Origin of the sequence: Streptomyces malaysiensis subsp. malaysiensis (assembly GCF_040653035.1) — a bacterium.
Taxonomy (GTDB): Bacteria; Actinomycetota; Actinomycetes; order Streptomycetales; family Streptomycetaceae; genus Streptomyces; species Streptomyces malaysiensis.
Genome location: NZ_JBEZNG010000039.1, coordinates 54,408 through 77,462, shown reverse-complemented (window position 1 = coordinate 77,462; position 23,055 = coordinate 54,408). Strand labels below are relative to the sequence as shown.

Sequence of the window (23,055 nt, the reverse complement as noted above, 5' to 3'; positions counted from 1 at the left end):
GCGCATGTCGCGAACCGCGGCGGGGTGGACCGCAAGCCCGACCCGCTCGACCGGCACGGCCGGGCCGCTTCCCTATGACGGTGGTCAGCCCTCGTACTCGGGGGCGTTCTCCAGGTAGTGGACCGTGTCGTAGCCCAGGTGCTTGAAGATCCGGTTCTGGGCCGAGAAGACCTTCAACGGAGTGCCGTCGTGGGCGAAGAGCTGGCAGATGTGGTTCTGCGGCACATACAGCGTGTCGCCCTTCTTGATCTCGTGCCGGGTCGGCTCGAGGGCGACCCGCGCGTAGTACTTCTCCGCGATCTCCGCCTCGACCTCCCACTGGAGCGCGTAGCCGCCGCCGTCGAGGATGTAGAGCACCTCGTCGGCCATCTTCCAGTACTTGCCCGACCGGCTGCCGGTCGGGATGTCCAGCTCATAGGCGTCGACGGAGAACAGGCGCGCGTCGGTGCGCTCGGGCGAGGTGAGCACGCGCTGCCGGCCGAGCGGAGTGGTCTCCCAGGTCGTGTCGGCCGGGGAGATGACCTTCTTGCGGTCCAGGACGCCCGGGGTCCACACCCGCGACCAGTCCTCGCGCGGGCCGAACTCCTCCGGGCGGTCGATCGGGCCGCTGCGGCCCTGCTGCCACAGGCCCATGAACATCCAGGTGCTCTTGGCCTTCACCACCAGCGCGGTGGCCTGCTCGTCGTACGGGTTGAAGTGGCGGTGGACCGAGTCGGTGTGGACGAAGACGAAGTCGTCCTTGGCCCAGTCGTAGCGCTGGTCGTCGTGGATCTCGTAACCGCGGCCCTCGAGGATGTAGAAGGCGGCCTCGTTCTGGTGGCCGTGGCCGTGGTTGCTGGACTGCGGCGGCAGCTGGACGAAGTGGACCTGAACGGTCTGGGTGAGGAATTCCTCGTCACCGGGACCGATCCGCCACCAGGTGCGGGACTTCTCGCTGTCGCCGGAGTGGGCGACCTTGGCGTCGTCGACGACCACCGTGTCGTCCCGGACACGCTTGGAGGCCAACTGCCGATTCCGGAACTCGCCGAGCCCGTACGTCTCAGAGGTGAGGCCGCGGACGAAGGTGCGCCCCTTCTTTGCCATGAAGTCCTCCTATAGGCAGCTCAACAGGCTAACGGTCTGACCATAATACCGACTGAGAGGAGTGCCAACCCTTCTGCACGGAGCGATTGCCGGCGCGGCCGCCGTACCCGTCCCCTCCCCTGCCGCCGGGGCATAGGAAAGCGCCCCGAACTCCTGGAGTCCGGGGCGCTGTGGGGGATGTGGTTCAGTCCTTCACTCGGTAGGCGGTCCGCTCCAGATGGGTGCGCATGATCCTGGTCGCGGCCTCGGCGTCGCGGGCGGCGATCGCCTCGACGAGCTCGCGGTGTTCCTTGGTGCCGCGCCGGCCCATCTTCGGCTCGATGGCCTGGGCCTCGCGCAGGCTCATCAGCATCGGGCCGTGGAAGGACTGCACGAGCATCTCGATCGCCGGATTGTGCGTACAGGCGGCGACCCGGATGTGGAAGGCGGTGGAGAGCTCCATGGTGTACTCCCCCTCCTTCATCGCCTCCGCGTGGGCGTCGCACATGGCACGCAGATCGGCGATGTCCTCCTCCGTGGCCCGCTCCACGACCAGCGGCACCACACCCAGCTCGAAGATCAGACGAGCCTCGGTGACCTGGGAGGCGGTGAGCGGCGAGAGCGTGAGCAGGTCGGCGAGGCCCTCGCTGACCCGGCTCGAGGTCGGCGCCGTCACAAAGGCACCGCCGCGCGCGCCGACTCTGATCTCGACGAGGCCATTGGCCTCCAGGATGCGCAGCGCCTCGCGGATGGTGACCCGGCTGACGCCGAACTGCACACACAGCTCGCGCTCGCTGGGCAGGCGATCGCCCGGCTGTAGCCGCTCCTCCTTCAGCAGGCGCCGGATCTGCTCGACGATCACCTGGGAGACACGGCTCGAGGAGACGGCCTTGAACAGCTCCTGCGGGACGGCCGCCCGCCCGGACTGTGCCTCGTTCTCCGAAGTCTGACTCGCTCGGGTTGACATAGGGGCATTCTCCCATGAGAGGGCGACGCTTGACCTCGTTGTGACCAACGGAATAACGTCATACCAAAATTCCATTGGCGAAGGCCCTTGGGGAGATCCGTCCGGGAGGTCCCGTGCTGCTCCTCGGCAACGATGTCACCGCCGCCGTCCTCACGATGCCCGACGCGATCGCCGCCCTGGAGGGCTCCTACGGGGACCTCGTCACGGGCGAGGGCGTCTGCCGCCCGCGTATCGATCTGCGCTTCCCCGCCGGCGCCGGCCGGGTCTACCAGTGGGGCACGATGGAGGGCGGCTCGGCCCGCACCGGGTACGCCGCGATCCGCATGAAGTCGGACCTCCTGATCGAGACCGGCCCCGAGGGGGCTCGCACCCAGGAGAAGTACTGCGTCACACCCGGCCGCTACTGCGGTCTCGTCCTGCTTCTGGACATCCGCAGCGGCGAGCCGCTGGCCCTGCTCAACGACGGTCTGCTCCAGCACCTGCGGGTCGGCGCCGACTCCGCGCTCGGCGCCCGCTACGCCGCCCGCCCCGGCAGCCGCGTCCTGGGGCTGCTCGGCTCCGGCGGCATGGCCCGCAGCCATCTGGAGGCGCTGCTGACCGTCCTCCCGCTGGAGCGCGTCCAGGTCTACAGCCCGACCCGCGCCCACCGGGAGGGGTTCGCCGCCGAGGCGCGCGAGCGGTACGGGCTCGAGGCCGTCGCCGTGGCGGACGCCGCGTCCGCCCACCGGGGCGCGGACCTCGTCGCCGGCTGCACGGACGCGGTCGGCGAAGTGATCTTCGGCGAGCACCTCGCCCCCGGCACACACATCACCTGCGTCGGCGGCCGCCTGGACCGCCGCGCCGTTGAGCGGCTCGACGTATGGCTGCGGCTCGGGGATGCCAACGCTCCGTATTCCAGGCCGAGTTGGGCCACGGACGACGAGTATGTGGTCTACCGCGCCCGTCCGGACGACCCCGTCTGGCCCCGCCACCGCCACGGCCACACCCGCCGCCCGCCCCAGGGGCCGCGCAGGGTCGGCCTCCGCGAGCTCCTCGACGACACCGCGCGGGCCCGCACCGACGATCGCCAGATCACCTTCTCCGAGCGCGGCAACATCCAGGGCGCCCAGTTCCACGCCGTCGCCGCCCTGATCTACGAGCGTGCGCGGGAGCGGGGCCTGGGACGCGAGATCCCTCGGGACTGGCTGCTCCAGGACATCCGCGACTGACCCGGGCCGCTTCCCGCTATTGGTATAACCATTGACTCTTTCATGTGGTGCCGCCTACCGTGCTCAGCACACACCCGCCCCTCCCGCCCTTCCCCTCCCGTGTGTGACCGAAGGAGCAGCCCCGATGACCCGCCGCCTCCACCTCTCCTTCGCCTGCGGTGACTACGACCGCGTGCGCGCCCTCCAGGACGGCCGTGTGCGGCCGGAAGGCATCGACCTCACCTTCCTGCCGCTGGGCGTGGAGGAGACGTTCTACCGGCAGCTCCGGCACCGCGAGTTCGACATCAGCGAACTGAGCCTGTCCAGCTACTCGATGACCCTCGACCAGGACGACCCGCCCTTCGTCGCCCTGCCCGTCTTCCCCTCCCGCTTCTTCCGCCACCAGTCGATCTACGTCAACCGGCACAGCGGTATCGAGAAGCCCGCGGACCTCGTCGGCAAGCGTGTCGGCACGCCCGAGTACCAGATGACGGCCGGTGTGTGGCAGCGCGGCATCCTCGCCGAGGAGTATGGGGTGCCCGTCGAGTCGGTCCACTACTTCACCGGCGGCATCGAGCAGCCCGGCCGCCCCGAGAAGCTCCCGCTCGACCTCCCCTCCACGGTGAAGATCACGCCGATCGGCCCGGAGCAGACCCTCTCCCGGATGCTCGTCGACGGCGAGATCGACGCGATCTACAGCGCCAGCCAGCCCTCCTGCATGGGCCGCGACCCGCATATCCGACACCTCTTCGAGGACTTCCCGGCCGTCGAGCGCGACTACTACGCCCGCACCGGCATCTTCCCGATCATGCACGTGGTCGCCGTACGCGGAAGCCTCGCCGAACGACACCCGTGGATCGCCCGCTCGCTGACCAAGGCGTTCGAGGAGTCCCTCCGCATCGCCTACGACGACCTGCGCTACCGCAGCGCGCTGAAGATCATGCTGCCGTGGTTGCAGGAGCATGTGACCGCAACGGCCGAGGCGCTCGGCGAGGGCTGGTGGGACTACGGCCTGGAGAAGAACCGCACCACGCTGGAGACCTTCGCCCGCTACCAGCACGAACAGCATCTCGTCGCCCGCCGCCGCACGGCGGAGGAGCTGGTCCTGGCGTCGGCCTCCGACACCTTCGTCCTGTGACGTCCGCGCCCGCTCCCCGGGAGCTGATCGCGCTCGGCTGCCGGATCCTCGCCTTCCGCGGTCTGGCCGCCGACATCCTCGGCCATATCTCCCTGCGCCGCGACGACGGTGCCCTGTACCTGCGATGCCGGGGCCCACACGAACGAGGGCTGCTCCTCACCGAGCCCTCCGACGTCCACCCCGTCCCCCTGGACGGCGAACCGGCGCCGCCCGACGGCTACCGCGTCCCCAACGAACTCCCCATCCACCGCGAGATTCTGCGCGCCCGCCCCGATGTCGCGGCGGTCGTCCACGTCCACCCGCCCCATGTGGTGGCCGCCGACCTGGCCGGTCTGCCCCTGCGCCCCATCGTCGGCGCGTACGACATCCCGGCCATGCGCATGGCGCTCGACGGCATCCCCGTCTACCCGAGGGCGGTCCTGGTGACCCGCGCCGACCTCGGCCAGGAGGTGGCCGAGGCCCTCGCCGACCGCCCGGTCGCGATCCTCCGCGGCCACGGCATCGTCGCCACCGGGGACTCCGTACAGCAGGCGGTGGTACGGGCCCTGTCGGTCGAGTCGCTCGCGACGATGACCCTCCGCTCGGCCGCCGGACCCGCACTCCCCCCACCCCTGCCACCGGAGGACATCGCCGAACTCCCGGACCTGGGAGGCGGGTTCAACGACACATTGGTGTGGAACAGCCATGTGGCGGCCCTGGAACACGCGGGTCTGGGGCTCTGACCGCGCGGAAGCCGGGAGGCGTTGAGGCAGCGAACCGAACCGCATGGATCACGGTGGCGCGGTGGCGTCGATGACCGCGTGGTCAGCTTTGCCGTGGGTTCACCCGGCAGTTGGTATGGAGGTACTGGGCAGTGCCGTTCGTGAAGTCGTAGATCGCGACCGTCCGGGTGTCCTCCAACGGATCGGCCGGCGGCATCAGGAAATGGGTCTCGCTCACCGGGAGCAGCTCATATCTGATGCGGTCGGGCTTATGGAGGAACTCTGCCTGCGTCGGATCGAGGACCAGGGTCAGGTACGGCTTTCCGCCTTCGGCCGACACCTCGTACCGTGTGCCGGGGCGCTCGTAGACGCCTTCGTACCTGGACAGGTCGAGGTTCAGCGTCGCGTCCGGTGCGGGCGGGTCAGGGATGGTGACCGTGCCCAGATCGGCCAGGATTTCATTGAACACCTTGTGGTGAAAGCTCTCCCGCGGTCCGCCGTTGGTCAGCATCACCACGGCGGTGTTCGAGTCCGGCAGGAGCCGCAGCCGGGCGTTCTGGCCGATCGTACTGCCATCGGTCGCGTAGACGGTTTCGCCGTGCCAGTCGCACACGATGAGGCCGAGTGCCCATGCCGGCCCGAACATATGGGGATCCGGTATCGGCACCCTCGAACGCAGCATCTCTCGAATGCTCTCGGCCGAGACGACGCGCTTTCCACTTGGCGCCATGCCGTCGTTGAGGAGCAGGTGCGCCATGGCGAGCACCTCCCGCGAGGTCGAGGTGATGTTTCCGCCGGGGCCGAACGCGCGTGGCAGGTGGCGCACCGGTGTGACGATGGGGCCCTCGTCCAGGGAACGGATCAGGTGCCCGGTCGCGGCCCGGGCTTCGTCCACCTGCTCATGCAAGCTGTTCGTGCTGGTCAGGTCCATGGGTTCGAAGAGGCGGTGCCGCATGATGTCGTCCCAGCGTGCGCCGTCGTGCACCTCCAGGATCCGCGCGAGAATCGCGTAGCCCAGCGCCGCGCTGTAACCGTGGGTGCGGCCCGGCGGAAAGACCTGGGGTGCGTCGGCGATGTTCTCGACCATGCGCGCGTAGACGTCGTCGCCTTCACCAGGGTCGCCATAGGCTTCCTCGATACCGTTGGTGTGGTGGAGCAGATGGCGAGGGGTGACTTTCGCGCTTGCCTCGGGATCGGCCACCGCGAAGCCGGGCAGGTAGGTTCGCACCGGCTCGTCGAGGTCGACCTTCCCCTCGTCGACGAGCTGCATGAAGGCCAGTGCGGTCCATGTCTTGGTCATGGAGCCGCATTGGTAGACGGTGTCCGTCGTCGCGGCTTCCCGCGTTTCCACGTTCTTGACGCCGACCGCGAGTTCGGTGAACTCTCCGCCGTGGAGCACGCCGATCGAGGCGCTCGGGATCGCGTACTCCGCCAGGAGTTCGGCGACCCTGGCCTGGATCCGTGATACGTCGAGCGTCATCGCGGAAGACCGACCGCGTTCGCGGCGTCCGCTTCGCAGTACTCCGTCGTGGCGTAGGGGCCGGCGTATGCCTCGAAGAAGTCCCGGACGGCATCGATGGAGTCGTGGGTGATGATGTTCACCGCCCTGGCCCCGTCCTTGCTCGCGACCGCCACCTTCCAAGTGGCGCCCTTGGGGAGTTTGGCGTGGGCCTTCTTCAGCCCACTCCAGAACTTGCCGTCGTCCGAGACTGTCGACACGACCATCACGTACACCATGGTGTCCTCTCTTTCCGGATGAGGAAAAGCTACGTTGCGTTTCACCTCCCATCAACAAAATGAGGACGCAAATCCCCGTCAAACCAGGATCGTTGCAACAGAAATGTCAATGAACGCAACTCCTTCAATCGAGTCGTTGCAATGTACTGTTGCTGAACGCTCTGAACGCTCTGAACGCGAGGAGAGGAGTCGCATCGGTGCCAGGAGGCAGGCTGACCCACGAGGATCGCCGGAGGATCGCGGCGTGGCTGGCCGAAGGGCTCGGGTACGCCGAGATCGGCCGACGGCTCGGCCGACCGACGTCCACGATCAGTCGCGAGGTCGCACGCAACGGGGCATCCGGCGACTATGTCGCCGACCACGCACAGCGGGTCTCCGGCCACCGTGCGCGCGGCCGCAAGCCGGCCCGGCCCGCCGAGTCGGCGCCCGGCGAGCAGCCGGCCGAGGTGGTGCGCGGCTTCGTGGACCAGTTCGCGACGCTGCTGGCCGCGACCGGTCTGCCCCGGATGACCTCCCGGGTGTTCGTCTGCCTGCTCACCGCCGACGCCGACGGTCTGACGGCAGCCGACCTGGTGCGCCGGCTGGAGGTCAGTCCCGCGTCGGTATCCAAGTCCATCGGCCACCTCGCAGCCATGGAACTGGTGGTGCGCCGACCGGATCCCGGCGGGCGCCGCGAACGGTACGTCATCGACGACGACGCCTGGCTCCGGGCGTGGCAGGCCGACACCGGCGCACACTCGAAGATCGCAACCGCCGCACGGCGGGGCGTCGAGATCTTCGGCACCGACACGACGGCCGGCATCCGACTCGGCGCGATGGGCCGGTTCTTCGCCTGGCTCAGCGAGCAGATGAGCGGCAGCACCCTCACCGAGGCCGCCGTGTACGACGCGCTGACCGTGCTCGCCGCCCTCGTGCACGCCGACCGACCGCTCACCCTGGGCACGCTGGCCACCGCGCTCGATTGGCCCGAAGACCGCGCCACCGCCGCCCTGGACGCGATCCGACGCAAACCGGCCATCGCCGATCCCCTCGCCCTGAGGACCGTCGGACCCCGGACGTACACCCTCACCACGAGACCGGACCGTCTCAGCCCGGCGCAGCGCAAAGCCCTCCGCCAGTAGGGCGCGCCAATGCCACCACGCATCTCGGGGCCCAGGCGGTTCATCTCGTACAGCGCATCCGTGGAACGGCAGGTCCCTAAGCGACCGTGAGCACGATCTTGCCTTGGATATGTCCCCGGGCGGCACGCTCGTGCGCCGCCCGCGCCTCCGCGAGCGGAAACGTGCTGTCCACCGCGACGCGAACCGTGCCCGCGTCGAGCAGGCGTCCCAGTTCAGCGAGTTGCGCGCCGTTCGAGCGGACCTGGGTGGCCGTGACCGTGACGCCCAGCTCCGCGTTCTCCTCGTCGTCGAACTCGCCGAAGTACACCGGGTAGAGGGACCCGCCGCGCTCGAGGGTGCGCAGGAAGCGCCTGCTGTCGGGACCCCCGACGGTGTCCAGGACGAGATCGACGTCACGGGCGACTTCCTCGGGCCGGTCCTTGGTGTAGTCGATGAACTCGTCGGCGCCCAGCCTGCGCAGGAACGCCTCATGGGCTCCGGAGGCCACGGCGATGACGCGGGCCCCCTTCCACTTGGCCAGTTGGAGAGCGAGGTGCCCCACTCCACCGGCAGCGCCGTTGATGAGCACCGTGGTCTCGCCGTCGAGTGCCATCGGGCGGTGCGGGGCCTCTTGGAACGGCGAGGGATGGCCGTGCCCGAGCTCGATCAAGAACTGCCACGCCGTCAGCCCCGACATGGGCAGCCCGGCGGCGTGTATGTGATCGACGGCAGCGGGCTTACGGGCGAGGTCGGACGCCGGCGCGGTGACGTACTCGGCGTACGCGCTGCCTTGCAGAGCGGTCGGGAAGCGCAGGAGCCCGACCACCTCGTCTCCGGCCACGAAGCCGTTGACGTCGGCGGCGACGGCTTCCACGACGCCCGAGACATCGGTCCCCGGAATCAGGGGGAGATCGAACGGGGGCTTGAGCTCGGGAGGTACGTCGGGCATCCCCTCGCGTGCGTACCAGTCAGGAGGGTTGATGCCGACCGCGTGCACGCGGACGAGCACCTCGCCCGGCCCCGGTTCGGGAACCGGCACCTCCTCATGGCGTAGCACCTCGGGGCCGCCGAACTCGTGCAGCCGGATCGCCCTCATCGTGTGTATCGGCATCATTTTCTCCAGCCCCGCGCCGCGGGATACGCTATCGGATCAGTGGTCCATATATCCGAACCACTGATCCGAATATATGGACCACTGATCCGGATAGTCAAGAGGGGACAGATGCGGGCCGACGCCAGGAAGAACCACGACCATCTGCTCGCCGTCGCGGGCGCCGTCATCACCGAGCAAGGCGTCGACGCATCGCTGCGCGACATCGCGCGCAAGGCCGGCGTAGGGCTCGCGACGCTGCTCCGCCACTTCCCGACGCGCGAGGCGCTGCTCGATGCCCTGCTCCGCACACGCTTCGACGAGCTGACGGCAACGGCGGGCGAACTCGAAACGTCGAGCTCACCCGAAGACGCCCTCGTTGCGTGGCTGCGCGACTGCGTCGCGTGCACACATGAGTACCGGGGTGTTGTGGCGCTGATGACGGCCGCCCTCGAGGACAGCGAGTCCGCGCTCCATGCATCGTGTGTCACCATGCGCGCGGCCGGCACCCGGCTCCTCGCCCGCGCCCAGGACGCGGGTGCGGCGCGGACCGACCTCGATGGCACCGATCTGTTCGCGCTGGTGGCGGCGCTTGCGTGGCTCGGCGATCAACCCGCGCTCACGCCACGCGCCGACCACCTCTTCGAGGTGGTCACGAGCGCGATTCTGACGAGCGCGTGACCGCACCCCCTCAGGGACGGTCGAGACGGAGCCGCTCGGCCCTCGGCAGCCCGGCGACCACCAGGTCGTAGGAATCCTCGATGAGCTCCCGGACCAGCCGGTCCGGAAGCCCGCCGTCCACCGTCACCGTGTTCCAGTGGCGCTTGTTCATATGCCACCCCGGGACGATCAGCTCCGGGTGCCCTTCGCGGAGCCGGCCCGCGTCCGCCGGATCGCACTTCAGGTTCACCGTGAGCGGACGCGCGTCCAGCGTCGTCAAAGCGAAGATCTTGCCGACCACCTTGAAAGCCGACACGTCCGGATGACGCGAGAACGGGAACTCCTCCACCGCCGCGTTGAACGAGAGGCAGAAGGAGCGCAACTGCTCGGGGGTCACTCCGGATTCTCCTCGTACTCGACCGACCTCGCACTCGACCGACAAGGCTCAAGGGCTCAAAGGGCGTCCCCGCCGGCGCAAACGCCGCTGCAAGGACGATCCTCACCGTAGCCCACGCCTACGACAGTCGGCTCAATCCACCTGACGGCGCCTAGGCTTCCGTCGTGAACGACACCACACATGGCAACGGCATACGCATCAGACCCGGCACCCGGGCCGACGCACCGACCGTTCTGGACATGCTCGACGCCGCGGTGGCCTGGATGAACGCTCGCGGCAACACCGAGCAATGGGGCACGACACCGTATTCGCAAAAGCCCGGCGGGGTGGCGCGAGTCGAACGGTACCTGACCGTGAACACCCCATACATCGCGGAACTGGATGAGACGCCCGTGGGAGCCCTGGTGATGGACTCCGGGCCCAGCCCGCAGATGCCGATCACACCCGCCGACGAACCCGAACGGTACATCCGGCTGCTCGTCTCCCACCGGGACTACGCCGGACTCGGCATCGGCACAGCACTGCTCGCCCATGCCGCGGAAGCGACCCGGCAAGCCGGCGTGAAGCTGCTGCGAGTCGACTGCTGGGCAGGCGGCGAAGGCAAACTCGTCGCGTTCTACCGGCGCCACGGATTCACGCCCACCGAACGATTCCTGTCCCAGACCTGGCCAGGACAGGTACTGGCGCGCCGCGTCGGCTGACAACGAGACAGGAACACCCATAACGCAAACGGAACAGCGATTCTGTTAGTGTGCATCCACAAGCAGAAGCGCCATTCTTTTTGCGAGGGGGTGTGTGGTGCCGCGGCTCACCGACGCACGCAAGGAACTCCGGCGTGCCCAGATCGCCGAAGCCGCCGTGCGCTGCTTCGGCCGCAACGGCCTGGAGCGGACCTCGATCGCCGACATCACGGCCGAGTGCGGTCTCTCCGCCGGCTCGATCTACGCGCACTATCGCAACAAGGCCGACCTGATCCAGGCCGCCGCCCGCGAGGTGCTCGCCAAACGCGCCGAGGTCCTCGGCGCGTACGCCGCGAGCGACACCCCGCCCGGCCCCGATGAACTGCTCGCGCGCCTGATCGCCGCGATCGACCCCGTCGAGGCCCGGGTCGGCGTACAGACCTGGGGCGAGGCGACCACCGACCCGGTCATCCGCGACATCGTCGTCGACATGACCGACCGGATGCGCGCGATGCTGCACAACTGCCTCACGGCGTGGCTGGTCAAGGTCGAGCATCACGAGGCGGCCGGGGCCCGGGAGCACGCCGCCCCGATCGCGCACCGGGTGATGTCGCTCTACCAGGCCGAACTGCTGTACACCGCCTTGCGATCGCCAACCGAGGAGACAGCTCGATGACCACCCCGACCGCCGCGTTCGCCGGCCGCACCGTTTTCCGGATCGGCTACGGCGCGTTGCAGCTCGAGCGGTTGCACGACCGCCGCGGCGAGGCCGTCGCGCTGCTGCGCCGCGCGGTCGAGCTGGGCGCCGACCATGTGGACACCGCCGAGTTCTACGGCTTCGGATTCGCCAACGACGTGATCCGCGAGGCGCTGCGCCCCGAGGACGAGGTCCTGGTCGTCACGAAGGTCGGGGCCGACCCCGACCCCGACGGGCCCCTGCCGCTGCGTCTGGCACAGCGACCCGAGCAGCTGCGCGCCAGCGTCGAGGACAACCTGCGCGGCCTCGGCGTCGACCGGCTCCCGGTGGTCAACCTCCGCCGCCTGGACACCGGCCCCGGGCTGCGCCCCGAGGGCGACCAGGTCGTCGACCTCGACGACCAGCTCGCGACGATGACCGCCCTGCGCGACGAGGGCAAGATCGGCGCGATCGGCCTGAGCAGCGTCACCCTCGACGGCCTGCGCCGCGCCCTGCCGGCCGGCGTCGTCTGCGTGCAGAACGCCTACAGTCTCGCCTCGCGCGACGACGAGGATATGCTCGAACTGTGCGTGGCCGAGGGCATCGCCTGGGTGCCGTTCTTCCCGCTCGGCGGGGCCTTCCCCGGTCTGCCCAAGGTGACCGAGGAGCCGGCCGTTCAGACCGCGGCCGCGGCCCTGGGCGTCACACCCTCCCAGATCGGCCTCGCCTGGCTGCTGCACCACGCCCCGAATGTGCTTCTCATCCCCGGCACCGCGGACGCCGCACACCTGGAGGCCAATATGGCCGTCAGCGAGATCACCCTCGACGCCGCGACCCTCGCCACCCTCGACGCGATCAAGTCCCGCTCCAACGAGGGTCCCATCGGCTGACCGGAACCCAACGCCTCCCGGGGCACTCCGCGCCGGACACCTGACCGAGCACCGGACCGCCCCGGAAAACCCACCAGCTTCCAAGGACGGATCATGAAGGCCATCATCTACCGCGATCTCGGCGGCCCCGAGGTTCTTCAGCTTCTCGACCGCGACCTGCCCACACCGGGCCCCGGCGAGGTACGAGTCCGGGTCGCCGTCTCCGGGGTCAACCCGACCGACTGGAAGACCCGCTCCGGCACCACACGCCCCAAGCAATTCCCCGAGGTCACCCCGCACCTCGACGGCGCCGGCACGATCGACGCCGTCGGTGAGGGGGTCGACCGGAGCCGGGTCGGTCAGCGGGTCTGGCTGTTCATGGCCGCCGCCGGGCGGCCCACCGGTACCGCCGCCGAGTTCACCGTCGTACCCGCGGAGCGGGCCGTGCCGCTGCCCGACGAGGCAGGCTTCGACATCGGCGCCTCACTCGGGGTCCCCGCGCTCACCGCACACCGCGCGCTCACCGTCGCCGAGGACGGGCCGCGCCGTCTGCGGCCCGGGGCGCTCGACGGCAAGGTGGTGCTCGCCGCGGGCGGAGCCGGGGCCGTCGGGCACGCGGTGATCCAGCTGGCCCGATGGGCCGGCGCCACCGTGATCAGCACGATCAGCGGCCCGGAGAAGGCCCGCCTGGCCACCTCCGCCGGGGCCCACCACGTGATCAACTATCGCGAGGGCGACCCGGCCGCCGAGATCCGCGAGATCGCCCCGGACGGCGTCGACATCATCGCCGAGGTGGCGCTGGGCGCGAACCTCGCACTGGATCTGGCCGTGCTCCGGACACGCGGCACGATCGCCACTTACGCCAACGACGGTGACAAGCCGGTCGAACTGAACGTGCCGCAGAACATGATGCTGAATACACGCCTGCAATTCCTCGTCCTCTACACGGTCGGTCCGGAAGCGCTCACCGCGGCCGTTGACGACGTCGCCGCCGCGGTCCTCGCCGGCGCACTGCCGGTCGGCGAGGAACACGGTCTGCCACTGGTCCGCTTCCCGCTCGACCGCACCCCCGACGCACACCGAGCGGTGGAGAGCGGCGCGGTCGGCAAGGTCCTGGTGGACGTCACGGCGTAACCCATCCGGCCACCATGTGACCGGTTCGCGGCCGCCGAGACGGCATCACGAGCCGGCCTTCAGCCCGTCCAGGGTGAGGTCGAGCAGGCGTTCGGCCCGTTCCCGGTGTTCGGGGTTGGCCGAGGTGAGAGCGATGCCTTCGAGGGCGGCGCCCATATCGGTGGGGCTGATGTCGGTGCGAATCGTCCCGGCGGCCGCGCAGGCGCCCATCAGGTCGGTGATGGCGGCCTGGATCATGTCCCGACTGTGGCCGTACGGATTGCCTCCCGTCGCGGCGATGGCACGCAACGCCTCGGCCATGCCGAATTTCGTGGTGACGTAGTCCAGGAAGAGACGTGTCCAGGCGCGCAGGGCTTCGTAGGGCGGCTTCTCCTGGAGCAGTTCGGGGGCGGCGTCGCACAGCTGGGCCACCTCGTTGCGGTAGACCGCCTCGATCAGCGCCTCCCGGGTGGCGAAGTTGCGGTACAGCGTCGCGCTGCCCACGCCCGCCTCCTTGGCGATGCGCTCCAGGTGGGTGTCCAGCCCCTCCTCGCCGAACATGCGCACCGCGGCCGCGAGGATCCTGTCTCTGTTACGCCGTGCGTCAGCTCGCAACGGACGTTGTGCACTGCCGGCCATCAGCGGTCGCCATTCCCCTCTCCGACCCTCTTCAGCTTGCTAAACGGAGGCGCGCCCACTTAGTGTGGCGTAAGTGGGGGCACCCCCACTTACTGTAGGTCATGATCTGACCTGCGCACATCCCCTTTGGAAGGACGTTGATCATGTCAGGTGTCGAAGGCAAGGTCGTAGCGATCACAGGTGCCAGCAGCGGCATCGGAGCGGCGACCGCGACCCACCTCGCCGAGAAAGGCGCCCGGCTCGTGCTCGGGGCCCGGCGGGAGGACCGGCTGAACGAGGTGGTGGACCGCATCACGGCGCAGGGCGGCTCGGCCGTCGGGATCGTCGTCGACGTGACGCGCCGCGAGGACCTCAAGCGTCTGACGGACACGGCGGTCGACCGGTTCGGCCGGCTCGATGTGCTGGTCTCCAACGCCGGCACGATGGCGGTGTCACCGTTTGACGAGCTGCGCCAGGACGACTGGGACGCGATGGTCGCCACGCACATCACCGGCCTGCTGAACGGTATCGGGGCGGCGCTTCCCGTCTTCCGGCGCCAGCGCTCCGGCCAGTTCGTCAACGTGGCCTCGACCGCGGCCTACGTCGTGAAGTCCCCGCAGGCCGTTTACGCCGCCACCAAGACGGCGGTGAAGGTGCTGACCGAGGGGCTGCGGCAGGAGTCGGGGCCCCACCTGCGTGTCACCCTGGTCTCTCCCGGGTTCACCCACACCGAGGGCGTGGGCAAGGGGGCGAGTCCCGAGGCAGCGGCGGCGGCCACCCAACTGCGCGACGAGATAGCCATCCCGCCCTCCGCCATCGCGTCCGCCATCGGTTACGCGATCGAGCAGCCCGCCGGCATCGACGTCAGCGAGGTCGTCGTCCGGCCCACCGCACAAGCCTGACCACCAGCAGAGACACCTACGTCCGAGCAAGCGGCACGCATACGGGTACTGACCTCGTCATTCAGGCCGGTGGTCGGCTCCTCGACGCTACCGTAGCTCCACATGACAGCCACCGAGACGGACATCACCGAAGACTTGATCCGGGATCTGCTGCGCGAGCAGCACCCCGATCTGGCGGATCATCCACTGAAACTCGGAGCGCTCGGCTGGGACAATCAAGTGTGGCGGCTCGGCGACGACCTCGCCGTCCGGTTGTCCTGGGCGACGCGGTCCGCTGACGCGCTGCTGCGCAAGGAACACACCTGGCTGCCCCTCCTCGCCCCGCGCCTTCCTCTCCGGATCCCCGTCCCGCAGCGCCTCGGTGAGCCCTCCGAACGGTTTCCGCGGCCCTGGCTCGTCACCACCTGGGTGCCGGGCGAACCCGCCGACCGCGCCCCCGCTACGCGCGCCGCGGAGGCGGCCGTCACCCTGGCCGCCTTTCTGACCGCCCTCCACCGCCCCGCCCCTGACGGGGCGCCCACAGGCCGGCACCGCGGCGGCCCGCTGGCCGACACCGCCGAACACTTCGCCCGAGACCTCGCCTCGGCCACCGAACTGGGACTGATCCGCGATCCGGACGCCGTCCGCGCGGTCTGGGAAGACGCCGCCGCCGCGCCGGAGTGGGCAGGCCCACGCCTCTGGCTCCACGGCGACCTGCATCCAGCCAACATCCTGACCACGAACGGCACCTTTTCCGGCGTGATCGACTTCGGCGACCTCTTCGCCGGTGACCCGGCCTTCGACCTCGCCGCCGCTTGGATCCTGCTGCCGGACGGCGCCGCCGACCGCTTCCACGAGAGCTACCGGCCGAGCCCGGACGCCGCGACCCTGCGCCGCGCCCGCGGCTGGGCGGTGCTGCGCGCCCTCACCGGCATCCACATCGGAGACGCCGGCGTCCATGGCCGCCCCGGAGGCAAGCCCACCTGGGGCCCGCCCGCCCAGGCCGCACTGCGACGGCTCACCGCGACGGTCCACCGGTGATCAAGCATCCCTGCGGGGGTGGAAAAACACGCCGACATCGCCGCCCGGATCGTTTCCGGCACATTCTCGCTCTGCCGCGCAGACGCGCGGGACGAGGAGTTCAGGTGGCGTCGGGGGTGTCCGTGCGGTGGGCGTGGGCGTCGATCAGGGCGAGCGTGGCTTCGGGCCGTTCGATATGGGGCAGGTGGCCGGCCTCGGGGATGACTTCGAGGTGGGCGTTGGCGAAGGCCGCGGCGTAGGCGGCGCCGTAGGCCGGTGTGACCACGCGGTCGCTCTCCCCCCACAGCAGCAGTGCCGGTGTATGCACACGGCTCAGTCGACGCAGCAGCTTCGCATCGTGCATGTACGGCTCGCCCGCGAGGACGCGCATGGTGGCCATGTTGGCCTGCCGGATGGCGAGTTGGTCGGCCGGTATGGCGGCGGGATCCACGTAGTAGCGGTCCGGGTCGTGCCAGGAGTGCTTCGCCACACCGCGGGCGTCCAGGGCGAAGAAGTCCGTGATCGGCTCGTCGGCGATATGCACCCCTACGGCATCGATCATGACGAGGCCGCTGATAACACCCGCGGTGTCACGTACCGCCATCTCGGCCGCGATCCAGCCGCCGAGCGAGGAGCCGATGACCAAGACGTTGCGCAGACCGCGGTCGTGCAGAAGGTGCAGGTAGGCCATGGCCAGATCGTCCACGCCGGTCAGCCAGTCGGGGCGAGGCGTCCCCTCCCAGCCGGGGTGCACGGGCGTGAGCGTGTGCGCGGTGCGCGAGAGATGTGACGCGATGCCGGCGACGGTGGCGGGCCCGCCGCCTCCGTGCAGGACGAGCACCGGGCGGCCGGTACCGGCCTCGGAGAGGGTGAGGTCGAGGTCGTCACAGGCGGCCGCATGGGCAAGGGAATGGGAGTCCGTGGTCATGCCCCAGACTCTAACTAAGGTTCTTTAATTAAGCTAGTTTCACTGCGGGTAGACTTACCGCATGGATGCTGATCTGGAGTTTTTGGGCCGCGCGGTCAAGCAGGCGCAGTACCGGCAGCACCGAGCGCTGGACAGTGCGCTGGGCGAGGTCGGTACGACGCTGGCGCAGTGGGACGCGCTGCGCGCCATCAGCTACCGGCCCGGAGCGTCGGCGCGCGAGCTGGCCGCGGCGACGTTCCAGAGCGAGCAGGCATTCGGAGCGCTCGCGGGCCGCCTGGCCGCCCAGGGGCTGGTGGAGCGCAGTCCGGGCCACGGACGCCGCGTCGAACATCGCCTCACACCCACCGGCGAACAGACTCTGGCCGCCGGCCATCAGGTCAGCCAAAAGGTCCTGGAAGAGTGCTTCTCCCCCCTCCCGTCCGCAGACCGGGCAACCCTGCTCGGCCTGCTGCGACAGCTCAATGGGGAGGAGTCCCTCGCCAACTGAAGTGCCGGAAGGCAGCGTTGACGCCGAAACCCGCGCCATTGCCCCTTCGCCACAGCAGAACGTCAGCCTCGCGCACCGCGGGCGATACGGAACAGCACGTTCGGACGCAGTGGCCCTTCGGGCGCGGCGGGGTCGTCGAAGTCTTCGGCCGGGTCCCGGGTCATGCCGATCCGTCGCATCACCGCCTGGGAACGGAGGTTGGCGGCCGTGGTCACGGCGAGGATCTCGGCGAGCTCAAGCGTGTCGAAGCCGTGGGCCAGGACTGCCAGCGCGGCCTCGGTGGCGTACCCCTGGCCCCAGGCCGGCCGGGCGAGCCTCCAGCCGATCTCCACTCCCGTGAACGGCATGCCGTCATCCACCTCATCCAGGCCCGCGAAGCCGATGAACTCGCCCGTGGCCTGAACCTCGACGGCCCACCACCCGTAGCCTCGTCGGTCGAACTCGGCCTGGAACCGCGCCACGGAGGCGTCGCTCTGTTCACGGGTGAGCGGTTCGCCCAGATGCTCCCGGACCTCGGGGTCGGCGTTCATCGCCGCCCATGGTTCGAGGTCGGCGTCACGCCATCGGCGCAGGGTGAGGCGGTCGGTGCGCAGTTCGGTCATGCGCCCACTCAACGCCGCGCCCTCCCCCGGAGCAATCCCTTTTCCTCCGCGCCCTCGGTCGTCAGGGCCGTCAGGGCCGTCAGGCGGGTGGCCAGCTTCGCAGGGCCATGTCGGCCACCTGCTGGAGCTCGTCGCGGGTGGCGCCGCTGGCGGCTTGGACGGCGATGCCGTTCGCCACGGTCATGACATAGCGGGCGAGCAGTTCGGGATCGGTGTCGGGGGGCAGGTCGCCCTCGTCGACGGCGCGCCGGAACCGGCCGCACAGGCGCAGGGTGCCCTCGTTGCGCCAGGCGATGAGGGCGTCGCGAGCGCTGCGCCCCGGGTCGCCGGCCGCGAGGGAGCCTTGGACGCCGAAGCACCCGGCGGGGCAGCCGGGGCGGGTGGTGGCCCGCACGGAGCCGTCGAGGAACGCGGTGGCCACCTGCCGGGCGGTCGGTTCCCGCTGGGCCCGGTCCGCGTACGAGGCGGGGCCTTCGGTGTAGCGCTCGAGGGCCTTGCGGAACAGGTCCTCCTTGTTGCCGAAGGCCGCGTACATGCTGGTGCGGGTGATGCCCATGGCGTTGGTCAGATCGGCGAGGCTGGCACCTTCGTAGCCCTGTTCCCAAAAAACCCGCATGGCGCGTTCGAGGGCCTCGTCGGTGTCGAAACCCCTCGGCCGGCCGATCGATGACTTCCGCCGCGTCTCCATGCGATCGATCATACCTCTTCCGTACCGATCGGTTCAGATGTGCTACGGTCGACTTCAGTACCGATCGATACCGAATTTCGCGGAGGTCATTCTCATGGCACAGCTTGACGGCAAGACCGCCGTCGTCACCGGCGGCGGCACCGGGATCGGCCTGGCCAGCGCCGTACGACTGGCAGCGGAGGGCGCGCACGTGTTCATCACCGGCCGGCGCGAGGACGTGCTGGACGCGGCCGTCGAGAAGATCGGCCCGGCGAGGGCCACCGCGGTGGTGGGCGACATCTCCGACCTGGCCGACCTGGACCGGCTGTACGAGACGGTCCGCGCCCGGGGCCGGGGTCTGGACGTGCTGTTCGCCAACGCCGCCGCCGCGTCGTTCGCCACGCTTCAGCAGGTCACCGAGGAACACTTCGACAAGACCTTCGGCGTCAACGTCCGGGGCACGCTGTTCACGGTGCAGAAGGCGCTGCCGCTGCTCAACGACGGCGCGTCGGTGATCGTGAACTCCTCGGTGCGCGCCGATGACGGTGTCGCGGCGTTCGGCACGTATGCGGCCTCCAAGGCGGCACTACGGTCCTTCGTCCGGACCTGGGCCAACGAGCTCAAGGACCGTGGCATCCGGGTCAACGCGATCTCCCCGGGCACCATCGACACTCCTGGACTGGACGCCGTGGCCGCGGGAGACACGGGCCCCGCCAAGTCACAGTTCGCCGCGGGTGTCCCGCTGGGCCGGATCGGCCGCCCTGACGAGGTCGCCGACGCGGTGGCCTTCCTCGCTTCCGAGCAGAGCAGCTTCATCCTCGGAGCCAACCTGTACGTCGACGGCGGCGAGATCCAGATCTGACCCGGGGGGCGCCCTCCGGCGGCGCCGCGCATACGTCAGTTGGGCTCGGGTGAAGAAGATTTACCGGTGTATGCCTCGCCACGAGGGCGAATCGACTAATTGATCACGACTCGATACGCGCCCTAGACTACGGCCGCGGGGGCGACAAAGTCGGGCTGTTCCGACCTGGCACATACGAAAGACGAGAAACTCGTGAGCCAACAGAATCCCGTCCAAGTCGTCATCCCCGCTACCGGTAGGGGCACCGGGGCCGCGGTTGCGGACGGGTTCAGCCACCAGCCGAACCACCGTAGCGCTCATCGGGCACACCGGGGCGACCCCGCGGCCCACCATCGAAGAGAGCCGGGATGGTGTGATCCAGACGCCTTCCCCGGTGTGCGGACGTCTCGGGCCTGACCGCCACACCGCGGTCACGAGCGGCGTGGCTGACCGCCCGGGCGGCTGTACACACGGGTTCAGCGCCGCGGGCAGGCCGTTCCTGGCGCCATCGACCGGATGGGCCTGGGCGACCACCGGACCATGGCCGCGACGATGAGCTCCACCGGCGTCGATGACGCGACGCCGAGGCGTGCAAGCCTCGGCCGCTTCCGCCCGTAGCGTCCCGGCCGACGCCACCTCTGCCACCGGGCAGGTCCGGACGTCGGCTCCCGTTCTCGCTGTGCGAGGCCGATCCCCGCCGTGGTGAAACGGCGCCGGCCATCCGCCTCGCCCGAACGACGGTGGCGCCTCCTCGAAGAAGCCGACCGAAGCCTCTGGCCCAGGCGTTACCGCATTGAGGAGGGCATGGTGTTACTGGAACGCAGGACTGAACTGGCGAAGGCGGCAGCCGCCCTGCGGCAGGCCGTAAGCGGAAGCGGATCGCTCCTTGTCGTCCGAGGCCCGCTGGGCACGGGCAAATCGTCGTTCCTGGAAGCTCTCGCCCAGCTGGCGCAGGAGGAGCGGACCGGGCTCCTCAGAGCCCAGGCGTCTGCCGCGGAGGAAGGCTTGGCGCTCGGCGTGGTGCGCCAATTGGCGGACTCCGGCCGCCATGGCGTCCCGGTGAGGTCCACGAGGCCACGGGCCACCCCGGCCATGGTGGCCAAGTCCGGTGGGAAAACAACGGCCCCCGGGCAGCTGCCCCGCACCACGCCCGAGCACACGCCGGACCTGATATCTCTCCTGGACACAGTGTCGGCGGACAGAGCCCTGCTCGTGCTGGTGGACGATCTGCACATGGCCGACACGGAGTCGTTGCGGGCGCTGGCTCGGGAAGTGGCCCGGCGGCACGACCGGCGGCTGCTGTTCGTGTTCTCGGTACTGCCGGGCGACGTGCGCGCCGAACGGCCCGCCATGAAGGACCTGCTCGGGACCGCGGACCGGACGGTCGTCCTGTCCGCCCTCGGCCCCATCGGCACACGGGCCCTGATCAGGGACGCGTTCGAGACGACGGCGGAAGAGGAGTTCGTCGGCGCCCTGTATGAGCGGTCCGGCGGCAATCCTCTGTTGACGCGGGTTGTGATGGATGAGGTGCGGTTCCGTGGGCTGAGCCCGACCGCCGCGAACGCCGACGCCGTCCGGGCGCTGCGCCCCGACCACCTGTACCAGCGCCTGGCCGGTTTCCTCCGGTCCCAGCCCGATCATGTACGACGCACGGCCAACGCGTTGGCCGTGCTCGGCCGGACCGTGGACCTACCGGTCACGGCCCAGCTCGCCGGGCTGGACGCGCACCGGCACGCGGAGGCGGTCCGTGTGCTGGGGCTCCTGGGCTTCCTCGACGAGCGGTCCGGTGCCCGGGCGGGCGGAACGCTCCTCTGGGACGCTCTGGTGGACAGCATTCCCACCGAAGAGCTCACCGCCCTGCGGAGCATGGCCGCAAAGCTCCTGCACCGAGCGGGGCATCCGGCCGAAGTCGCCGCGGAGCAGCTGCTGTCCGCCCCTGCCCCGCACACCCCCGAAGCCGTCCGCATCCTCCGCGAGGCCGCGGACAGCGCACTGCGCTGGGGCGCGCCCCGCGACGCGGCACGCTATCTGAGGCAGGCCCTGCTGGACAGCTCGGCCGTCGGCTCCGTCCGCACGGATCTGCTGACCGATCTGGCGTCGGCGGAGCGCAGCTTCGCCACCATGTCCGCGCTGCGCCACGTCGCCGAGGCCCTACCGCTGCTCGGCACCGCCCGGGATCGCGCGGCAGCCGTGACACGGCTGGGCCCGCTGCTGATGGAACCGGCGGAATTCACCATCGACTCGTTGCTGCGCGACATAGCCGATGGCCTGGACGGACCGGGCGCGGACGACCCTGTGACGAGCGAGCTGGCCCTGCGCCTGGAGGCCCGCAGACACGCCCTGGCCGCCCATGACCCCTCCCATGTCCCCGAGGCCATGCGCAGGCTCAGGGAGCTCGGCCCGCGCCCGCCGCTGCGCACAACCGGTCAACGGGAGCTGGTCGCCTCGCTGGCGCATATCGCGTTCGTCACCAACAGCACAACGGCCGGTCAATCGGCGGCCTTGTGCGCCCAGTTGCTGGAGCGGGAGCGGCCGGGCCCGGAGCACATCCACACCACGCTGCCGCTGGCCGTGAACGTCCTGGCCGCCGCGGGGCGTACGGAAGGGATGGCCGACTGGCTGCGCGTGGCCGGTCGACGGGCGCACCGTCAGGGCGGAGAGGTGGAGCGGGCGGTCATACGGGCCGAACAGGCCATGATCGCGCTGGCTGTCGGCAATGTGGCCGACGCCAAGCAGGAGATGCTGCGGGCCGATGTCCTCGCCGGTCCGGAGGCGAGCGGTCTGCCCGCGCTCTGCACCGCCATCCTCGCCATCGTCGCGCTGCACAGCGAAGAGCCGGAGTTGGCGGAGGAGTTCCTCACCCGTCATCGGCTCGGCCACACCAACCAGTATCTGGCCGCGCTGCTGCATATGGCGCGCGGCCTGCTCGCGGCCCGGCGCCACGAGCCGCGGAGTGCCCTCACCCACTTCCGCACGGCCGGCCAGCGGATGGAGCGGATCGGATGGCTCAACCCCGTCCTGCTGCCATGGTCCTCGTGCGCCGCCCTGATGCATCACCGCCTCGGCGAGCCCGACCAGGCGCTGAGTGCCGCTCGGCTGGAGGTGGAACGGGCACGTGAGTGGGGCACCCCGGCGGCGGAGGGCCACGCACTCGTCGCACTGGGCCGGATCATCCCCGGACGCCGGGGGGCCCACGTGCTGGAGGAGGCCGTCGCCGTACTGGAGAGGGGCAGTAACAGCCATGAGCTGTGCCGGGCGCTGTACGCCCTGGGAAGCCACGAGAAAACGAGCCGGATACGGTCGACGGACACTTTGAAACGGGCTTACGACCTGGGTATGGAATGCGGCGCCGACTGGATGGTGCAGAAAATCGGCGCCAAGCTGGAAAGGGAATACACCAGCACCAAAATGGAGGAATCCCGGCTGACCCGGGCGGAACTCAGAGTGGCGCGGCTGGCGGCCGAGGGCAGCAGCAACACGGAGATCTCGGAGCAGCTGGGCATATCATCCCGGATGACCGAGAAGCACCTTACGAATTGCTACCGCAAGCTGGGCATTCCGGGACGTCGCAGCTTGCGGGAGGCCCTCGACAACTCGGCGAGCGGGTACACCTGAAGCCCGAACAGGCGGTTGG

The 23,055-nt window shown here is 69.7% G+C and carries 24 protein-coding genes; 14 read left to right on the top strand and 10 right to left on the bottom strand.

Going from position 1 to position 23,055, the window contains the following annotated elements; translation table 11 throughout:
- Nucleotides 1-84 precede the first annotated feature (84 nt).
- Both AB0E24_RS41835 and AB0E24_RS41830 read right to left on the bottom strand, forming a co-directional pair.
- Entirely contained in the window at nucleotides 85-1,083 is a 999-nt protein-coding gene (locus tag AB0E24_RS41835; RefSeq protein ID WP_069868528.1) for a cupin domain-containing protein, read from the bottom strand.
- 184 nt (nucleotides 1,084-1,267) lie between these two features.
- Nucleotides 1,268-2,029, bottom strand: coding sequence for a FadR/GntR family transcriptional regulator (locus AB0E24_RS41830; RefSeq protein WP_079153350.1), 762 nt, complete (start codon nucleotides 2,027-2,029; stop codon nucleotides 1,268-1,270).
- Between the two features lie 74 nt (nucleotides 2,030-2,103).
- Between AB0E24_RS41830 and AB0E24_RS41825 the strand changes: the two genes are divergently transcribed.
- From AB0E24_RS41825 to phtC, 3 genes are all read left to right on the top strand, one after another.
- Nucleotides 2,104-3,237, top strand: coding sequence for a hypothetical protein (locus tag AB0E24_RS41825; protein ID WP_359384982.1), 1,134 nt, complete (start codon nucleotides 2,104-2,106; stop codon nucleotides 3,235-3,237).
- A gap of 124 nt (nucleotides 3,238-3,361) precedes the next feature.
- Nucleotides 3,362-4,354: an ABC transporter substrate-binding protein gene (locus AB0E24_RS41820; protein ID WP_359384980.1), complete on the top strand. Its 993-nt coding sequence runs from the start codon at nucleotides 3,362-3,364 to the stop codon at nucleotides 4,352-4,354.
- Nucleotides 4,351-5,076: a 3,4-dihydroxyphthalate decarboxylase gene (phtC, locus tag AB0E24_RS41815; protein ID WP_102936182.1), complete on the top strand. Its 726-nt coding sequence runs from the start codon at nucleotides 4,351-4,353 to the stop codon at nucleotides 5,074-5,076. The genes AB0E24_RS41820 and phtC overlap by 4 nt, the downstream gene beginning before the upstream one ends.
- Before the next feature lie 82 nt (nucleotides 5,077-5,158).
- Here phtC and AB0E24_RS41810 read toward each other — a convergent pair whose 3' ends face one another.
- Together AB0E24_RS41810 and AB0E24_RS41805 are read right to left on the bottom strand one after the other, a co-directional pair.
- On the bottom strand, nucleotides 5,159-6,535 hold the full coding sequence (locus AB0E24_RS41810) for a serine hydrolase (protein WP_147966255.1): 1,377 nt from the start codon (nucleotides 6,533-6,535) through the stop codon (nucleotides 5,159-5,161).
- On the bottom strand, nucleotides 6,532-6,792 hold the full coding sequence (locus AB0E24_RS41805) for a hypothetical protein (RefSeq protein ID WP_232636182.1): 261 nt from the start codon (nucleotides 6,790-6,792) through the stop codon (nucleotides 6,532-6,534). The genes AB0E24_RS41810 and AB0E24_RS41805 overlap by 4 nt, the downstream gene beginning before the upstream one ends.
- Before the next feature lie 197 nt (nucleotides 6,793-6,989).
- Between AB0E24_RS41805 and AB0E24_RS41800 the strand changes: the two genes are divergently transcribed.
- Complete coding sequence (locus AB0E24_RS41800; RefSeq protein ID WP_102936184.1) at nucleotides 6,990-7,913, top strand: GbsR/MarR family transcriptional regulator; 924 nt, start codon at nucleotides 6,990-6,992, stop codon at nucleotides 7,911-7,913.
- Between the two features lie 76 nt (nucleotides 7,914-7,989).
- Here AB0E24_RS41800 and AB0E24_RS41795 read toward each other — a convergent pair whose 3' ends face one another.
- Nucleotides 7,990-9,003 carry an NADP-dependent oxidoreductase gene (locus AB0E24_RS41795; protein WP_079153353.1) on the bottom strand — a complete coding sequence of 338 codons (1,014 nt, stop codon included), beginning with the start codon at nucleotides 9,001-9,003 and terminating at the stop codon, nucleotides 7,990-7,992.
- 111 nt (nucleotides 9,004-9,114) lie between these two features.
- On the opposite strand from AB0E24_RS41795, the gene AB0E24_RS41790 reads away from it, so the two are divergent.
- Nucleotides 9,115-9,663, top strand: a complete 549-nt coding sequence (locus tag AB0E24_RS41790; RefSeq protein ID WP_069868535.1) for a TetR/AcrR family transcriptional regulator — start codon at nucleotides 9,115-9,117, stop codon at nucleotides 9,661-9,663.
- Between the two features lie 10 nt (nucleotides 9,664-9,673).
- Here the strand turns inward: AB0E24_RS41790 and AB0E24_RS41785 are convergent, their stop codons facing one another.
- A complete protein-coding gene (locus AB0E24_RS41785) occupies nucleotides 9,674-10,039 on the bottom strand; it encodes an MmcQ/YjbR family DNA-binding protein (RefSeq protein WP_093701196.1) in 366 nt (121 codons plus the stop codon).
- A 164-nt stretch (nucleotides 10,040-10,203) separates the two neighbouring features.
- On the opposite strand from AB0E24_RS41785, the gene AB0E24_RS41780 reads away from it, so the two are divergent.
- From AB0E24_RS41780 to AB0E24_RS41765, 4 genes are all read left to right on the top strand, one after another.
- Entirely contained in the window at nucleotides 10,204-10,740 is a 537-nt protein-coding gene (locus tag AB0E24_RS41780; RefSeq protein WP_359384975.1) for a GNAT family N-acetyltransferase, read from the top strand.
- A 97-nt stretch (nucleotides 10,741-10,837) separates the two neighbouring features.
- A complete protein-coding gene (locus AB0E24_RS41775) occupies nucleotides 10,838-11,395 on the top strand; it encodes a TetR/AcrR family transcriptional regulator (protein ID WP_206334278.1) in 558 nt (185 codons plus the stop codon).
- Entirely contained in the window at nucleotides 11,392-12,285 is an 894-nt protein-coding gene (locus tag AB0E24_RS41770; RefSeq protein ID WP_102936188.1) for an aldo/keto reductase, read from the top strand. Before AB0E24_RS41775 ends, AB0E24_RS41770 begins: the two co-directional genes overlap by 4 nt.
- 93 nt (nucleotides 12,286-12,378) lie before the next feature.
- On the top strand, nucleotides 12,379-13,398 hold the full coding sequence (locus AB0E24_RS41765) for an NADPH:quinone reductase (RefSeq protein ID WP_069868545.1): 1,020 nt from the start codon (nucleotides 12,379-12,381) through the stop codon (nucleotides 13,396-13,398).
- Between the two features lie 45 nt (nucleotides 13,399-13,443).
- Here AB0E24_RS41765 and AB0E24_RS41760 read toward each other — a convergent pair whose 3' ends face one another.
- Nucleotides 13,444-14,016 (bottom strand): TetR/AcrR family transcriptional regulator, encoded by a 573-nt coding sequence (locus tag AB0E24_RS41760; RefSeq protein WP_102936189.1) that lies wholly within the window; start codon nucleotides 14,014-14,016, stop codon nucleotides 13,444-13,446.
- Between the two features lie 143 nt (nucleotides 14,017-14,159).
- Here AB0E24_RS41760 and AB0E24_RS41755 point away from each other — a divergent pair, with 143 nt between their 5' ends.
- Nucleotides 14,160-14,897: an SDR family oxidoreductase gene (locus AB0E24_RS41755; RefSeq protein ID WP_347234306.1), complete on the top strand. Its 738-nt coding sequence runs from the start codon at nucleotides 14,160-14,162 to the stop codon at nucleotides 14,895-14,897.
- Nucleotides 14,898-14,999: 102 nt separating this feature from the next.
- Nucleotides 15,000-15,917 (top strand): aminoglycoside phosphotransferase family protein, encoded by a 918-nt coding sequence (locus AB0E24_RS41750; protein ID WP_359384970.1) that lies wholly within the window; start codon nucleotides 15,000-15,002, stop codon nucleotides 15,915-15,917.
- Nucleotides 15,918-16,017: 100 nt separating this feature from the next.
- On the opposite strand, the gene AB0E24_RS41745 is transcribed toward AB0E24_RS41750, so the two are convergent.
- Nucleotides 16,018-16,824, bottom strand: coding sequence for an alpha/beta fold hydrolase (locus tag AB0E24_RS41745; protein ID WP_359384968.1), 807 nt, complete (start codon nucleotides 16,822-16,824; stop codon nucleotides 16,018-16,020).
- 61 nt (nucleotides 16,825-16,885) lie between these two features.
- On the opposite strand from AB0E24_RS41745, the gene AB0E24_RS41740 reads away from it, so the two are divergent.
- Nucleotides 16,886-17,311 (top strand): MarR family winged helix-turn-helix transcriptional regulator, encoded by a 426-nt coding sequence (locus AB0E24_RS41740; protein WP_099016251.1) that lies wholly within the window; start codon nucleotides 16,886-16,888, stop codon nucleotides 17,309-17,311.
- 62 nt (nucleotides 17,312-17,373) lie between these two features.
- Here the strand turns inward: AB0E24_RS41740 and AB0E24_RS41735 are convergent, their stop codons facing one another.
- Both AB0E24_RS41735 and AB0E24_RS41730 read right to left on the bottom strand, forming a co-directional pair.
- Entirely contained in the window at nucleotides 17,374-17,913 is a 540-nt protein-coding gene (locus tag AB0E24_RS41735; protein WP_093701187.1) for a GNAT family N-acetyltransferase, read from the bottom strand.
- 79 nt (nucleotides 17,914-17,992) lie between these two features.
- The gene (locus AB0E24_RS41730; protein ID WP_359384965.1) at nucleotides 17,993-18,601 is read right to left on the bottom strand and encodes a TetR/AcrR family transcriptional regulator; all 609 of its coding nucleotides are present in this window, start codon (nucleotides 18,599-18,601) and stop codon (nucleotides 17,993-17,995) included.
- Between the two features lie 94 nt (nucleotides 18,602-18,695).
- Here AB0E24_RS41730 and AB0E24_RS41725 point away from each other — a divergent pair, with 94 nt between their 5' ends.
- Together AB0E24_RS41725 and AB0E24_RS41720 are read left to right on the top strand one after the other, a co-directional pair.
- Nucleotides 18,696-19,442, top strand: a complete 747-nt coding sequence (locus AB0E24_RS41725; RefSeq protein ID WP_359384963.1) for an SDR family NAD(P)-dependent oxidoreductase — start codon at nucleotides 18,696-18,698, stop codon at nucleotides 19,440-19,442.
- Nucleotides 19,443-20,225: 783 nt separating this feature from the next.
- A complete protein-coding gene (locus tag AB0E24_RS41720; RefSeq protein WP_359384961.1) occupies nucleotides 20,226-23,036 on the top strand; it encodes a helix-turn-helix transcriptional regulator in 2,811 nt (936 codons plus the stop codon).
- The last annotated feature ends 19 nt before the right edge of the window (nucleotides 23,037-23,055 follow it).

Excerpts from the sequence above, each read along its gene's own strand:
- AB0E24_RS41835 (WP_069868528.1), bottom strand. The coding sequence starts at position 1,083 with ATGGCAAAGAAGGGGCGCACCTTCGTCCGCGGCCTCACCTCTGAGACG.
- AB0E24_RS41830 (WP_079153350.1), bottom strand. The coding sequence starts at position 2,029 with ATGTCAACCCGAGCGAGTCAGACTTCGGAGAACGAGGCACAGTCCGGG.
- AB0E24_RS41820 (WP_359384980.1), top strand. The coding sequence starts at position 3,362 with ATGACCCGCCGCCTCCACCTCTCCTTCGCCTGCGGTGACTACGACCGC.
- AB0E24_RS41810 (WP_147966255.1), bottom strand. The coding sequence starts at position 6,535 with ATGACGCTCGACGTATCACGGATCCAGGCCAGGGTCGCCGAACTCCTG.
- AB0E24_RS41805 (WP_232636182.1), bottom strand. The coding sequence starts at position 6,792 with ATGGTGTACGTGATGGTCGTGTCGACAGTCTCGGACGACGGCAAGTTC.
- AB0E24_RS41795 (WP_079153353.1), bottom strand. The coding sequence starts at position 9,003 with ATGCCGATACACACGATGAGGGCGATCCGGCTGCACGAGTTCGGCGGC.
- AB0E24_RS41790 (WP_069868535.1), top strand. The coding sequence starts at position 9,115 with ATGCGGGCCGACGCCAGGAAGAACCACGACCATCTGCTCGCCGTCGCG.
- AB0E24_RS41770 (WP_102936188.1), top strand. The coding sequence starts at position 11,392 with ATGACCACCCCGACCGCCGCGTTCGCCGGCCGCACCGTTTTCCGGATC.
- AB0E24_RS41765 (WP_069868545.1), top strand. The coding sequence starts at position 12,379 with ATGAAGGCCATCATCTACCGCGATCTCGGCGGCCCCGAGGTTCTTCAG.
- AB0E24_RS41760 (WP_102936189.1), bottom strand. The coding sequence starts at position 14,016 with ATGGCCGGCAGTGCACAACGTCCGTTGCGAGCTGACGCACGGCGTAAC.
- AB0E24_RS41755 (WP_347234306.1), top strand. The coding sequence starts at position 14,160 with ATGTCAGGTGTCGAAGGCAAGGTCGTAGCGATCACAGGTGCCAGCAGC.
- AB0E24_RS41750 (WP_359384970.1), top strand. The coding sequence starts at position 15,000 with ATGACAGCCACCGAGACGGACATCACCGAAGACTTGATCCGGGATCTG.
- AB0E24_RS41745 (WP_359384968.1), bottom strand. The coding sequence starts at position 16,824 with ATGACCACGGACTCCCATTCCCTTGCCCATGCGGCCGCCTGTGACGAC.
- AB0E24_RS41740 (WP_099016251.1), top strand. The coding sequence starts at position 16,886 with ATGGATGCTGATCTGGAGTTTTTGGGCCGCGCGGTCAAGCAGGCGCAG.
- AB0E24_RS41735 (WP_093701187.1), bottom strand. The coding sequence starts at position 17,913 with ATGACCGAACTGCGCACCGACCGCCTCACCCTGCGCCGATGGCGTGAC.
- AB0E24_RS41730 (WP_359384965.1), bottom strand. The coding sequence starts at position 18,601 with ATGGAGACGCGGCGGAAGTCATCGATCGGCCGGCCGAGGGGTTTCGAC.
- AB0E24_RS41725 (WP_359384963.1), top strand. The coding sequence starts at position 18,696 with ATGGCACAGCTTGACGGCAAGACCGCCGTCGTCACCGGCGGCGGCACC.
- AB0E24_RS41720 (WP_359384961.1), top strand. The coding sequence starts at position 20,226 with ATGGTGTTACTGGAACGCAGGACTGAACTGGCGAAGGCGGCAGCCGCC.